The organism is Hymenobacter ginkgonis, from assembly GCF_009755225.1.
Classification (GTDB): domain Bacteria; phylum Bacteroidota; class Bacteroidia; order Cytophagales; family Hymenobacteraceae; genus Hymenobacter; species Hymenobacter ginkgonis.
Genome location: NZ_WQKZ01000002.1, coordinates 722810 through 735338, shown reverse-complemented (window position 1 = coordinate 735338; position 12529 = coordinate 722810). Strand labels below are relative to the sequence as shown.

At 53.3% G+C, this 12529-nt stretch carries 14 protein-coding genes; 10 read left to right on the top strand and 4 right to left on the bottom strand.

Going from position 1 to position 12529, the window contains the following annotated elements; translation table 11 throughout:
* Positions 1-50: 50 nt before the first annotated feature.
* On the bottom strand, positions 51-872 hold the full coding sequence (locus GO988_RS08955) for a cyanophycinase (RefSeq protein WP_198172591.1): 822 nt from the start codon (positions 870-872) through the stop codon (positions 51-53).
* 139 nt (positions 873-1011) lie between these two features.
* Here GO988_RS08955 and mgtE point away from each other — a divergent pair, with 139 nt between their 5' ends.
* Positions 1012-2394, top strand: coding sequence for a magnesium transporter (gene mgtE / locus GO988_RS08950; protein WP_157564354.1), 1383 nt, complete (start codon positions 1012-1014; stop codon positions 2392-2394).
* A 44-nt stretch (positions 2395-2438) separates the two neighbouring features.
* Here mgtE and arfB read toward each other — a convergent pair whose 3' ends face one another.
* Together arfB and GO988_RS08940 are read right to left on the bottom strand one after the other, a co-directional pair.
* A complete protein-coding gene (arfB, locus tag GO988_RS08945; RefSeq protein WP_157564351.1) occupies positions 2439-2846 on the bottom strand; it encodes an alternative ribosome rescue aminoacyl-tRNA hydrolase ArfB in 408 nt (135 codons plus the stop codon).
* 77 nt (positions 2847-2923) lie between these two features.
* On the bottom strand, positions 2924-3874 hold the full coding sequence (locus GO988_RS08940) for a 3-oxoacyl-ACP synthase III family protein (protein ID WP_317164828.1): 951 nt from the start codon (positions 3872-3874) through the stop codon (positions 2924-2926).
* Between the two features lie 192 nt (positions 3875-4066).
* Between GO988_RS08940 and GO988_RS08935 the strand changes: the two genes are divergently transcribed.
* The 4 genes from GO988_RS08935 (at position 4067) to GO988_RS08920 (ending at position 8077) form a co-directional block, all read left to right on the top strand.
* The gene (locus GO988_RS08935) at positions 4067-4558 is read left to right on the top strand and encodes a hypothetical protein (RefSeq protein ID WP_157564349.1); all 492 of its coding nucleotides are present in this window, start codon (positions 4067-4069) and stop codon (positions 4556-4558) included.
* A gap of 268 nt (positions 4559-4826) precedes the next feature.
* Positions 4827-6050 (top strand): site-specific integrase, encoded by a 1224-nt coding sequence (locus GO988_RS08930; protein WP_157564347.1) that lies wholly within the window; start codon positions 4827-4829, stop codon positions 6048-6050.
* A gap of 42 nt (positions 6051-6092) precedes the next feature.
* Positions 6093-7127, top strand: coding sequence for a YaaC family protein (locus tag GO988_RS08925; protein WP_157564345.1), 1035 nt, complete (start codon positions 6093-6095; stop codon positions 7125-7127).
* A 56-nt stretch (positions 7128-7183) separates the two neighbouring features.
* Entirely contained in the window at positions 7184-8077 is an 894-nt protein-coding gene (locus tag GO988_RS08920) for a DUF4238 domain-containing protein (RefSeq protein WP_157564343.1), read from the top strand.
* Positions 8078-8166: 89 nt separating this feature from the next.
* Here GO988_RS08920 and GO988_RS08915 read toward each other — a convergent pair whose 3' ends face one another.
* A complete protein-coding gene (locus tag GO988_RS08915) occupies positions 8167-8976 on the bottom strand; it encodes an RteC domain-containing protein (RefSeq protein WP_157564341.1) in 810 nt (269 codons plus the stop codon).
* A 338-nt stretch (positions 8977-9314) separates the two neighbouring features.
* Between GO988_RS08915 and GO988_RS08910 the strand changes: the two genes are divergently transcribed.
* The 5 genes from GO988_RS08910 to GO988_RS08890 all read left to right on the top strand — a co-directional run bounded on the left by GO988_RS08910 (position 9315) and on the right by GO988_RS08890 (position 12447).
* Positions 9315-9746 (top strand): hypothetical protein, encoded by a 432-nt coding sequence (locus GO988_RS08910; protein WP_157564339.1) that lies wholly within the window; start codon positions 9315-9317, stop codon positions 9744-9746.
* 277 nt (positions 9747-10023) lie between these two features.
* Positions 10024-10320 carry a helix-turn-helix domain-containing protein gene (locus tag GO988_RS08905; protein ID WP_198172589.1) on the top strand — a complete coding sequence of 99 codons (297 nt, stop codon included), beginning with the start codon at positions 10024-10026 and terminating at the stop codon, positions 10318-10320.
* Between the two features lie 11 nt (positions 10321-10331).
* The gene (locus tag GO988_RS08900; RefSeq protein WP_157564335.1) at positions 10332-10658 is read left to right on the top strand and encodes a helix-turn-helix domain-containing protein; all 327 of its coding nucleotides are present in this window, start codon (positions 10332-10334) and stop codon (positions 10656-10658) included.
* A gap of 81 nt (positions 10659-10739) precedes the next feature.
* Entirely contained in the window at positions 10740-11258 is a 519-nt protein-coding gene (locus tag GO988_RS08895; protein ID WP_157564333.1) for a hypothetical protein, read from the top strand.
* The gene (locus GO988_RS08890; RefSeq protein ID WP_157564331.1) at positions 11251-12447 is read left to right on the top strand and encodes a hypothetical protein; all 1197 of its coding nucleotides are present in this window, start codon (positions 11251-11253) and stop codon (positions 12445-12447) included. The genes GO988_RS08895 and GO988_RS08890 overlap by 8 nt, the downstream gene beginning before the upstream one ends.
* Positions 12448-12529 lie beyond the last annotated feature (82 nt).

Genomic DNA, 12529 nt, shown 5'->3' with positions numbered 1-12529 from the left:
AAGGCCAAGACCAATGGAGGGGAATAGGGCCTGCAAACACTGGCGGAACACTAAGCTAGCCCAGCGGCATTGAGCGCTATCCTATCACCGGCGACCAGGAGGCTCATTCTAAAACCTTGGCCACCAATCGGTCGGCCGCCGGCCGGCTGGTACGTGTTCACTGTGAGATGATGACCATCAACGAGCACGACTACTTCATCGCCAAATACTTCGGCCGGCTGGTCGGCGCGAAAAATGAGGCCCGTTTCTTCGCTCAGGCCTAGCCCTAGCAGATGGGGGTAGGCCAGCACCGCGTGCAAGAGCCGTGGGTAACGCGCGCGCTCAATAAAATGCTGGTCGATAAGCAGATGCGGCAGCAGGCCCAGGCCCGGTACCACGTCGATACCCCCGCTAAGTAAGCTGCGCCAGCCCCGGCCAGCTACCAGCATCTGTCCGCCTAGGGCGGAGGCGCCGGCGCTAGTACCCGCCAGCAAGAAGCTTGCATCGTGCTGGTAGCGTTCCCGGATAATGCCTAAGAAATCAGTGCCTAGCAAAAATTCGGTTAGGCGCTCTTGGTCGCCGCCGCTCATGAAAACCAGGCCCGCGGCACGCAACCGGTCAAGGGTAGCTGGGGCGTCGGCAGGATGCGTTTCGTCTACTTTCAGGTGGCCCACGTGGGGGCAGCCCAGACCGTGAAGTACTTTGGCGTAGGCGGCGTGCGTGCGGGCTGGGTCGTGGGTAGTAGCGGTGGTTAAAACCTCGATGGGAGCGGTACGCGTGGGTAGCAGGCCAGCCAGCAGTGCCAGCAAGGGAGTATCGTAGCCGCCGCCCAGCGCCACGATGGTGCCTTGCGGCGCAGCCGGAGCCAGGAGGTCGGAGGTAGCGGTAGTCAAAACGGTAGGCGAATGCTGGTGCAAAAGCGAAGTACGCCAAAAATGCGAGCTGCGCCGATAACCTGGTAGGTATTTGGGCTTAATTTTGTACCGCCACCTCTTATTGCCTAGCGAAACACTCACTTTTTTTGCCCTGCCTATGACCTCGCCCGAAACCGTGGACCACATCACGTCATTGATTCAGGAGGGCGAGTTTTTTAAGCTGAAAAAACTGTTGCGCACCTTCCAGCCGGCCGAGCTGGTCGAGCTTATTGAGGACGAGGACGAGCGCGAACAGCTCATTATTTTTCGGCTCCTACCCCTCATCCTGGCCACTGAGGTGTTTGAATACCTCGACCTGGAGGTGCAACGACACTTTCTCGACAACCTGGCGCAGGACAAGATTACTGACATCCTCAACGAGATGTCGCCCGACGACCGCACGGCCCTGCTTGAGTTTCTGCCCGCCAACTTTGTGGCCGAACTGGTGCAAAACCTTTCGGAGCCCGAGCGCCGGGTTACCCTGCAGCTACTGGGCTACCCCGAGTACTCGGTGGGCCGCTTGATGACGCCCGACTACATCGCCATCCGCGAGAACTGGACCATTCAGCAGTCTTTGGACCACGTGCGCCAGCACGGCGGCCAGTCCGAAACCCTGAACGTGCTCTACGTGACGGATGCGCGCGGCGTGCTCATTGATGATATCCGCATTCGCGAGTTTTTGCTGGCTAACCCCGCCACGCGCGTTCGCGATATCATGGACCACCGCTTCGTGCAGCTCACTGTGGACCAAGACCAGGAAGAGGCCATCGATATTTTTCGGCGCAACGACCGCGTGGCCCTACCCGTGGTGAGCGCCGACCAGGGCATCCTGCTCGGCATCGTAACGCTCGACGACATTCTGGCCATCCGGGAAGAAGAAGATACCGAAGATATCCAGAAGTTCGGCGGCTCCGAAGCGCTCGACGAGCCCTACATCACTACCCCCCTGCTGCGGCTGGTGCAGAAGCGCGCCGGCTGGCTGGTCGTCCTCTTCTTGGGCGAATTATTAACGGCTTCGGCCATGCAGTTTTTCGAAGGCGAATTGCAGAAAGCCATCGTGCTAGTTCAATTCATCCCCTTGATTATCAGTTCAGGCGGCAACTCGGGCTCGCAGGCAACTTCGCTCATCATTCGGGCCATGGCCCTGGGCGAGTTTACGCTGGGCGAATGGTGGCGGGTGCTGCGCCGTGAACTGGCCGGCGGCCTGATGCTGGGCGTCATTTTGGGTATTGTAGGCTTTAGCCGCATTGCCATTTGGCAAAGTATTTCGCCTATTTATGGGCCGCATTGGCTGCTGGTGGCGCTCACGGTGGGTGTGGCACTGGTGGGCATTGTGCTATGGGGTAGCATTGCAGGCTCGATGTTGCCACTCATCCTGCGCAAGCTAGGCCTCGACCCTGCCACCTCATCGGCGCCCTTCGTAGCCACGTTAGTTGACGTAACGGGTTTGATTATCTACTTCACCGTAGCGCTGGTAATGCTACGGGGCACGCTGCTTTAAGGCCTGCCACCCTTCTGCACCACGCAGGGGGTAGCAGCTTTGCGTTAGTCGTTCAGCTTCCGGCGATTAGCCTTCTTATCACTCTGGATTTTCTTACCCTCCAGACGCTTGCGCACAGCGCCGGCGCTGGGCCGGGTAGCGCGGCGCGGCTTGGGCCGGCGCAGGCTTTTTTGCAGCAGCTCGTAGAAACGCGCCAAAACAATTTCCTTGTTGCGTAGCTGGCTGCGGTCATCTTGCGCCGTCACAAGCAGAAAGCCATCGGCCGTGAGCTGGTTGGCCAGCTTTTCCAAGATGAGGCTCTTCTGCAAGTCCGTCAGTAGTTGTGACTGCTGCAGGTGCCAGCGTAGCTCTACGCGGCTTTCTACCTTGTTCACATTCTGGCCACCAGGACCGCTGGAGCGGCTGGTTTGAAATACAATTTCGGGCAGAAAGGCAGAAGCAGGTGGCAGCATTGTTTTAATAAGCAAAGAAAACAGGCGTGGAATTACTGAGTTGGCTTTCAGATTTTTAAGCCTGTTTTCTCTACTACTTATTCTTTTTCCAGCAGCATGGCGCCATACGAATAGCCGCCGCCAAATACCGTTACAATCACCTTATTACCCGGTTGGAGGGTGCTCCATATTTCGGCTAAGCCGATGGCCGAGCCTGCGCAACCCGTATTACCTAGCCGCTCGATGTTGTTGACGGCGCGGGCTGGGTCTAGGCCCAGTTGCTTGGTCACGTTGGCCGAGATGCGGAGGTTGGCTTGGTGCGGTATCAGGTAGGTTAGGTCGCTGACAGTCATATGGTTTTTATCCAACAACTGCTGCGTAATGCGCGTCATGTATGTGCAAGCTTGCTGAAACACGTCGCGGCCGAAGGGCATCACAATGCCTTTATCTACGGGCTTGAGGGTCACAGCCTCATCAGCTTTGCCCACAGGCGCTGCGCCACCAGTCAGCACCTGAGTCACGCGCAGGTCGCCGGGCGCAAGCCGCTCCTTAGTGAACAGTAGCGCCGCCGCGCCATCGCCCCACAAGTGGCCAGCCATCGTGTCTTCCTCGTTGTTGTAAGCCGTGTTATGTTCGGTTACTACCACCAGCGCCTGGCTGGCTTTGCCAAGGGCAAAATAGCCTTCTACTATCTCCACCGCGTTGAGCAGTGACGAGCACGCCGACGAAATACTTACGACCGGTATCTCGTTGACGTTCAGCTCGCGCTGCACCGCGTGGGCCGCCGTGTAAATAGTGTCGTGGGGCGTGTACGTGCCCGCCACAATGCAGTCGATACCCGCAGGGTCGAAGTGCGGCAGCTCGGCTAGTAAAGCATGGGTAGCGGCCACGGCCATGGTGTTGGCGTTCTCGCCGGGCCCGGCCTTGCGGCGCTCCCGGATGCCGGTGCGCTCAATTATCCAATCGGAAGCCAGCCCATTGAGGCGGGTAAAATGTTCGTTCGTAACAACGGCCGCCGGTAGGTAGGCGGCCACGTGGTGAAGGTACACGCAGCGGGTAGTGGGTGAGAAAATATCGGTGCAAAGGTCCGGCTAACAAACGTTAGGGGCCGAATAAAAGCGGTAAAAGCCGGAATCTTATACGTGTTTAGTAGCGCTTAGCAGCACCACGTACTAGCTATAAGCTGCGGGGCGTTGGCACCGTAGTTGCCTTAGCCTCGCTGGCTTTCTATCTATTCACTTATGATGCATGTACGTTTTTTTCGGCTAGGCGGGTTGCTAGCCTTCCTGTTTGCCCTGGCGCAGCCAGCCGCGGCCCAGAAGTACAATACGGCGCTGGGCGCGCGCTTAGGCGGTGGTAATTACGGCCTTACACTTCAGCAGCGAGTAGCTTCCCGAGTTACCATCGAAGGCATTGCTGGGCTGGGCGAGCGCGAGTACAGCGGCACTGTCCTGGGCGAGTACCACTTTGGTATTCTGGGCCCTAGCCTCAATTATTATTTCGGAGCCGGTGGCCACTTGGGCCACAACAAGGATACGGGCGATTTTGGGGGCTTTGATGGCTTGGTGGGAGTCGAGTATAAAGTGGCCTTCCTACCCGTAGTGCTCAGCTTCGATTTCAAGCCTACCCTCGAAATACACAGCGACGACTATGCCCGCTTCCCCACGGCTTTTTCTATTCGCTACGTGTTCATCAAACGCAAAAGCGGTCTGCTTGAGCATTTTCGAAACTAACGGCTCGCTACCCCCTGAAACGAAGAAGGCCCTTAGCACAATGCGCTAAGGGCCTTTTTTTGGTGGCAACAGTTGGGCCCGCACCCCGCGATTCAGCCAGATTCAAACCACTACTAAAAGTGCCTTCTGGATGCAGTAGAGCCGTTTTCTACTCGCAAGCTATCTAGCTAAGTCGGGATGGTATAAAGATTAATCGGGCGGTTTGTCCCCCGGTTGTCCCCTAAGCGGGGGACAGGGTGTAGTTTTAGGACCGCATCTCTCCCACCCTATGCCCTCCGTTTCTTTTCTGCTCAAAGAGCCCAGCGCTACCAAACCTACGCCCATTTTCGCCTTCTTGAGTTTCGACGGGCAGCGGGTCAAAATTTCTCTCGGCCTCAGCGTGCTGCCTAAGCAGTGGCTCAAAAGTGAGCAGCGTGCGCAGGTACGGGGGTATCCAGACAACGGCACCTTAAATGATGCCCTTGACCTAGCTGAAGCGCAGCTTATAAAATGTTATGGCTCATATCGGACGAAAGGGCAGCTACCCGACGCCGAATCGTTACGGGCGGCAGTAACACCAGTGCCAATAGAGAAAGTAGCTCAGGCGGCTGCTATGAGCTTCTGGGAGCATCTTGACGAGTGGGTAAGCCAGAAGAAAGCTGCTGGCCTGCTCAATACGGCTCGCACCTACGCTACAGCAGCACGTCATCTACGCGAGTTCGCCAGCGCCCAGCGCTACGGCGTGGATTTCGACACTATTACTTCTCGCTTTGGAGAGCAGTTCACAGCCTACCTCGTCGGGCCGGCCCACTTGACGGATAACACGGTCAGTAAAATTCTGACGCGCGTCAAGCTCTTTATGAAATGGGCAGCTAGCCGTGGGCTGCACACCAATACTTTTTACCCCAAACTGACTTGGTCCCGCCGCGAGCCCGACGTGATGACACTCACGGCTGACGAGCTGCACCACCTGGCCACGCTGCCCCTGCCGGCCGGCGGCTACCTCGACAACGCCCGCGGGCTATTCGTTTTGAGCTGCTACACGGGCCTGCGCTACTCAGACCTGGTGAGCATTCGGGCCGAGCACGTGCGGGGCACTAGCCTACGCCTAGTGATGCACAAGACAAAGGATATGGTGACAGTGCCCCTGCGGCCTGAAGCGGCCGCGCTCGTCGAGCGTATGGTGTCGGGTGAGCTACGGCCAGTGGCCAACCAGGTGCTCAACCGATTTTTAAAAGAGCTGGGCCAGCGCGCCGAACTAGCGGTGCCGGTAGAAGTAGTGCGTTACCGTGGCGGCCGGCGCGAGAGTGAGACGCTGGCCAAGTGGCAGCGCTTGACCTGCCATACCGGCCGGCGCACGTTCGCTACACTAGCGCTGGAACAAGGCCTGCGGCCCGAGCTCGTGATGAAGATAACTGGGCATAAGAGTTGGGCCAGCTTCAAGCGTTACGTCAACATCACGGCCGATGTGGTGAGCAAGGAGTTTCACCGGGTGTATGGGAGTGCTAGCTAATAACTAAATCCAACTTATTTTTTGCATTAATAGCGTAACCTAATGAATGACGCATGGGATACCTTAGCTGGCTTCGAATCACGCGACTTGATTAGTCGCCATTTCAAAAAGCGCCATGGCATTGAAGCCAACGCCGGCAAAATACGCGAAATCGCTTCTTCTTTTACACAGGGAAGAGAATACTTTACTAGTGCTATTGCTGCAAATATTGCAGTTAAACCTTTGCTTTTATATTATGGTGTTTTGTCTTTAAGCAGAGGATTAATCCTGTTCTTATCTCCCAATCTTAGAGAAACATCACTAAAACCATCCCACGGACTTGAAGTCACTAACTGGCAATCATGCTTAGCAAACAAGGATTTTGCAAGTTTAGAAATCCGTGTTGGCAATGGCACTTTTTCAGAATTGTTAACTGCAGTAAAAAACAAAAGCTATTTCAGATCGAATACAAGTTTTGTTAATTGGGGAATCTCATTTGAACAACCAAAAGAAGGCGAAAAACTTTCTTTCTATGCGCTTGCTTCTGGATTTCCGGATTTGCATCGCGAACTCGCAGCCTGGAGTAACATGCCTTACGAACGCCTTGGTCTTGAAGGATTTAAAATCGATAAACCCAATAGCAAGTATGTAATAACTGTTTATGGCGGTGATTCTAAGCACAGAGCTATTGAGGCATGCTTCCCCACTGAGGTATTTCATAATAAAGAAGTAAGCATTTCAAAAAATATTACAAGTATATTCTTGCCATTTCCACTCATACATTACCCTAGATTTGTCTATTCGTTTAATGGTTCATTCAGCGAAATTGGGCACATCAATATTGTTGATTATTTACCTAATTGCGAAAGCTTATGTGATATAGGCCAGTTTTATATGGCAGCTTATATTCTTGGAATGATGTCGCGATACTTTCCCACTACTTGGATTTCGTTAGGAAGAACAGAAAAAGGAGATGTAATATACCCCTTTATTTTGAAATTAATAAAGTATATCCAAAGGTACTTTCCTAAAATAGTATTAGACCATCTGGATGCACCATATGATTTCGAATCAAAGAGTAATGCAAATAAGGAATAATTAATTTTCAACCTGTTAGCCGCAAATATCTCAAGCCCCCAAATAAATTATTGAAGATGGGCAATAAAAGCAAGCAGCAGCATACTGTACCACGCACCTATTTGAAGCACTGGAAAATTTCAGATGCAGAAAGCTTTGTTTATGCAATTGATTTCGCAAGAAAGCCAAGGCCAGTTGTAGATCGATTTGGTCTAAATGACAGTGTATTTAAACGGGACAGATACTATAATGATAATACGTTCATTCACCCGTACGCTCTGGAAGAAGCATTTTCTAAATATATAGAACCAGAATATGAAAACATAGTCAATGAAATAAAGGAGGAAAATGTTATCACGCAAACAACTAGAGAAAAAATAATTTTTTGGCTATATACTACAAAAATGCGTAATCCTGTGATGCGAAATAACCATGAAAGGATTATTCATTTCTTAATGACTACTAAAGCAAGATGGGGCGGGCGGCCCCTTGAAGCAGACGAAGAGCAGGCTATTAATCAATACTCTAAAGACTTAGCCAAGAAGATGCATTTGGGAGCACTTGTAGATGAAAATGACGCTAAAGATTTGTCTGATTTATTTCTTCAAACTATGAGTGCGAAACGTTGGAGAATTTTAAAATCACATTCGCTTTACAATTTTTGGACAAATGATAATCCTGGATTTTCGCCTAATGTGGATGAAAGATTTGCTATAGATAGGCCATACCATCATTGGTTTGAGCTAAATGCTAAAGGCGTTATGTTCTTCCCGTTATCTCCAAAATATTGCTTAGAAATATCTCCTTTTACAGAGGGCACACCTTTAGAAGTAAATGCCCTAACAATGCATATTCCTTACACTGAAGCATCTCTTACCTATATAGATTATATTAATAAAGGTGTTTTTTACACACGTGATAGATTTGTCATCTCAAATAATAAACAAATTTTAGAAAGCTGTATTAGATAATATACAGTGGGCTGCTCTAGCACTTGAGCTACCGACGTGGGGAGAAAGAGCGGTAAATGAAGAAGGCCACCCCATCGGGTGGCCTTTTATTATAGTTGGCTTTTTTTTAGATAGCTCTTAAGACTTTCCTTCAGCTTGTCGAGCATTGGCGTAACCGGTTGGCTATCGCGTTCACGTCGCTTTTTCACAATTTGCAGTGCTCGCTCAGGCTTACCTAGGTCTGGCACCCCGAAGAAGTTGGCTAAAGTGGCCACGGCCTTCGCCCGGCTGGAGGCTTTCACATATCCGGCCTCAATAAGCGCATAGGCCAGCTCAGTAAACTCAACCTTGGTGCCGAGCCACTCTAACTGCTCGTCTGCTGGTAATGCTAGCTGTGGCTTGGGAGCGTCGGACTGCTGTGCCAGCCGCTGGAGCTGCTCCTGCGTCCACTCGATAGCCCTGTCTACCTGGGCCCGCTTCGTCACCTTGCCTTCCGTAATAGCATCCTGAAGAATATCAAGTATGTACTGAAATTCTCGCTGAGTATCAAATCCGTCTAAGTCGATTAGCAGCCGCTCCGACCACTCGGCCACTTCCCATAGTGGCCACGATTCTACCAGCGATACCCACCAGGCTTGAAATTCATCGCTGAAAGGGATGTTACGGCCTTCAATCTGTGCTTGCTGGGCTACCTGTTCCCGAAAGGCAGTGTACTCTTCGGTTGAGCGTTCAGCTAGTGTATTCCATTCCTCGACAATTGCATCTAATAACTCGTCACCTTTCAACTCCCACAATCGGCCGCCAATGAGTCGAATAACCGCCCGGTCCTCTGCTTCCTGGTTGGCCAGTTCATTAGCGTAGGAGTTGGTTTCGTGCTTCCAAAAGCCGTTGGGCTGCGCGCGGGGGTAGCGTGTGTTCATGACTTTTTATCCTTCTCTATTTCCTGGATTAGGAGCATGCGCAATAGAGTCGAAAGGTTCGAGCCTCGCTTCTTAGCAAGTGCCTTGCCTGCATCCGCTAACTCAGGGTCAATGCGCAGATTTATTAGAGTTTTGGGAGGTGTTGCATCTTTTGTCATGTCGCAAATGTACACACCTTTGTAAAGACAAAAAAAGTTTTTTTCTTTACATGTTTCTAGTGTTTGTAAAGTTTTTGTCTTTACATTTGCTAAAGAAAAAGGCCACCCCCGGCAAGGGATGACCTTTAGAACTAGCAACTGGGCCGGCAAGCCCTATCACCAATCACACACCCAAAGTTAATGAACTACGCAGAGAAAGAACTGCGCGAGGCCATGGCGTACCTCGACGAGGCCCGCGCTAACCTCGCCGCCATTCAGGCCATTCAGCGCGCCTTACAACTGGGCGACCCGGTACAAGTCACCTTCCGCTCGACGCGGGCCACCGTGACCGCCCTCACACCCGGCAAGGCCAGCGAGAAGCTACTGCTCAAATTGGAGGACCAGGCCACTGAGCGTGTGGCTAACCTGGAAAAGCAGGAAGTGTACTGGTGCCAGGAAGTGGCACACATGGACAAGCAGCGCCAGCTCAACCTTGCCCTGCGCGAGGAACCTAGCAAAAGCCTGAATGACTTTCGGGCTGAGGAGGAACAGGCTGTGCAAGGCGCCCGTGACGCACACGCTGAGCATCAGCGCCAGCAAGGCCTAACCGCTCCTATTTCCTCACCAGCCTAGTAGCGAGGTCGGCAATAAGGCGCTAGCAGTCTGCTACTTGCATCAGTAGGTAACCCAATATACACCAATTTTTGCCCAAAAAGCGTAAAAATGCAAAATAATCGCATTGATATACAGCGCTTTACGAAAAAGAAAAAAGTATTTTTGGGTGTACCAATGGTATAGTATAGCGAATAGAATTTACGCCTTTTGTCCCTTTGCAGCAGCAACACAGCAACGCATTGACATGGCAACTACCTCTTCATTATCAAAGGACTACGGCGCACTATTAGACGCCATGCGCCTTATCGTTCGGCAGGAACTGAAAGGCTACTCTGTGCAGGGGCAGCGCCTGCCCACGCCCTCACCACCTGACCAGCCGGAAGCTGACCAGGCGCTGAATTCTCGGCAGGTGGCCACCCTGCTTGACATCAGCCAGCCGCACGTGTACACGATGATGCACCGCGGCGAGCTGCCCACACACAGGCGGGCCGGACGCTACTTCTGGAAAAAGTCGGAAGTGATGGCCCTGCTCCAGCAGCAGACCTTTCCCCGAATGGCTTCCAGCCCACAACTGGCTACCTCACCTGCTTAGCCAATTGTTCCATGCAAACCATCATTACCCAGGGCGTGGCCTACCAGCAGCTACTCGACGATATGCGCGCCATGATTCGGCACGAAATGACGCAGGGTCAGCCAGCAGTTGGCATGGCCCAGCAGCCGGCGGCTGACGAGCTGCTGACGGTGCAACAGGCGGCTGAGTTGCTCGACGTATGCGTGGCTACCGTGCACGAATGGAAACGACGCGGCGTGCTGGCGTTTCGCAAAATTGGCGGCCGTGCCTACCTCAGCCAGGCCGATGTGTTGGCCGCGGGTAGCCGTGAACAACGCACGACGAAGCCTAGCCGCCCCAAGGGCAAAAAGCCGGCTTAATACTCCTTCACACTGTGGGCTTTACACGCCGCCGAATGCTTCGGCCTGGCTACGCCTATGCCTACTAATTCGCTCTTTCCTATGCCCGCCAGTTCAGCTTCTATTCCCAAACTAGACCATGCTAGTCACGCACTACGCCAAGTGTTGCTACGCCTCGACCACTATGCCCAAAGCCAGGTGCAACGGGCCACTACTGGCACTAGTCATACTGCTGCTAAGCTAGCGCACCTCGGTGACCTGCAAGCGCTACTTGCAGCCGTAGAGCAGTACGAGCAGGTAGTCTTGACGTGCTTGCCACCAGGGCCCGTGGACGTTCTGTCTCTGACACCTGCCGAGCTACTAGCCTCCCGCGAATCTGACCCCGTGTATCGCCTAGGCTGGGTGCGGGGCCACAAGGCTGGCATAGCACAGGCGCAACGTGCCACAGCGCCCGTGCTCACAGCCTACGCTCAGTATGCCACGCTGCCAACCTCAACAGTAACGCCGCCCTCGACACATACTGACTTGGTGCAGCGCGTACGCGCTTTCCTAGCTCAGCTTATGCAGCGCCAGCAGGCCAAGATTAACTCGACGAACACCTGGCTTTATGGGAATGACTGATGGGCTCGGCAGCTTTGCCAAAGTGCTAGCGGGCGCTGCCGAGTCACCGCAGCAGAAGGCTGCCTCTCGGCTAGCTAGCCTGCTCGCCCTCAGCCAGCAGGTGCGGGTCGCCACCGAGCAGCCGGTGACGTTTCGCCCCGCACTATTCTGGCAAGACGACGAGCCCGTTATCTGGCCCCGCACGGTAAACTTGATTCAGGGCCAAACGGGCGTGCACAAAAGTCGCGTAGCCGAGCTTTTCGGTAGTGCTGTACTTGCGCCTGGTGCAATGCGCGGCGATGACTTAGGGCTAGAGTTTCGGCCCGCTGCTGGCGAGGCATACCGCCTGCTTTACATAGATACTGAGCGCAACACGTCTGACCAGCTGCCTTACGCTATCCAGTCGCTGAAAGCCCGCGCTGGCTATGGCTTTAAGCAGCACCCACTCGACCTCGACTATACCTCGCTTGTAATGTTGCCGCGGGCCGAGCGCTTCCCCGCGCTTGCTGACTACCTAGCACACCACCGCGCAGGCTTCGAAGGGCACCTGCTAGTTATTCTCGACGTGCTGTCCGACTGCGTAGGTGATTACAACGATGTAACCGCCTCGCTTGGCTTGATTGACTTGCTGAACGTGGCTGTCAATGAGCATGATGCTACCTTCTTAGCTGTTATTCACGAGAACCCAGGCAGCACCAGCAAAGCCCGCGGACACCTAGGCACGGAGGCTAGCAATAAAGCTAGCACGGTGCTGCAAGTCAGCTTTGTGAAGGAGGGAGGCAAGCAGACCGACCTTATTCAACTGCTGTATCTGAAGCGCCGCTATGCTGCGCCTGGCCTGACTTTCTTCGCCATGTTCGATGAGGCTACGCGGGGACTAGTGCAAGCTGATATAGACTTAGCCGATGTGCAGGCAATGACTAAGCCCAGTGGTGCACCTCGCAAAGCATCACCAGCTACAGTATTGGCCCTATTACCGCATTTACTTGCTGATAAGCCTCTACCAGCAGGAGAACTAGCTACAGCTCTAGCTATTCGACTTTCAATTGGTAGCCGCACAGCTAAGACCTACCTAGCTGAGCTGGTAGTGCCAGGAGCTGGCTATATAAAAGACAACGCGGGGCGCTTGTGTCAGCTTTCAAAAGTCAAAGCTCCTAGTGGCCCAGCTGTACTCTATACCCTTGAACCGGTAACCAATACGCCGCCCTAGTGTGCAATAATGCAAAAGGGGCAAAAATGCCCTTTTGCATTATTGCACACTAGGGCGCTACGGGGGCAGTGTGCAGTAGTGC

What these genes read in the sequence shown, in the direction of transcription:
- GO988_RS08915 (WP_157564341.1), bottom strand. Translation starts at nt 8,976, where the DNA reads ATGAACACACGCTACCCCCGCGCGCAGCCCAACGGCTTTTGGAAGCAC.
- GO988_RS08905 (WP_198172589.1), top strand. Translation starts at nt 10,024, where the DNA reads ATGCGCCTTATCGTTCGGCAGGAACTGAAAGGCTACTCTGTGCAGGGG.
- GO988_RS08920 (WP_157564343.1), top strand. Translation starts at nt 7,184, where the DNA reads ATGGGCAATAAAAGCAAGCAGCAGCATACTGTACCACGCACCTATTTG.
- GO988_RS08900 (WP_157564335.1), top strand. Translation starts at nt 10,332, where the DNA reads ATGCAAACCATCATTACCCAGGGCGTGGCCTACCAGCAGCTACTCGAC.
- GO988_RS08910 (WP_157564339.1), top strand. Translation starts at nt 9,315, where the DNA reads ATGAACTACGCAGAGAAAGAACTGCGCGAGGCCATGGCGTACCTCGAC.
- GO988_RS08935 (WP_157564349.1), top strand. Translation starts at nt 4,067, where the DNA reads ATGATGCATGTACGTTTTTTTCGGCTAGGCGGGTTGCTAGCCTTCCTG.
- GO988_RS08930 (WP_157564347.1), top strand. Translation starts at nt 4,827, where the DNA reads ATGCCCTCCGTTTCTTTTCTGCTCAAAGAGCCCAGCGCTACCAAACCT.
- GO988_RS08890 (WP_157564331.1), top strand. Translation starts at nt 11,251, where the DNA reads ATGACTGATGGGCTCGGCAGCTTTGCCAAAGTGCTAGCGGGCGCTGCC.
- arfB (WP_157564351.1), bottom strand. Translation starts at nt 2,846, where the DNA reads ATGCTGCCACCTGCTTCTGCCTTTCTGCCCGAAATTGTATTTCAAACC.
- mgtE (WP_157564354.1), top strand. Translation starts at nt 1,012, where the DNA reads ATGACCTCGCCCGAAACCGTGGACCACATCACGTCATTGATTCAGGAG.
- GO988_RS08925 (WP_157564345.1), top strand. Translation starts at nt 6,093, where the DNA reads ATGAATGACGCATGGGATACCTTAGCTGGCTTCGAATCACGCGACTTG.
- GO988_RS08895 (WP_157564333.1), top strand. Translation starts at nt 10,740, where the DNA reads ATGCCCGCCAGTTCAGCTTCTATTCCCAAACTAGACCATGCTAGTCAC.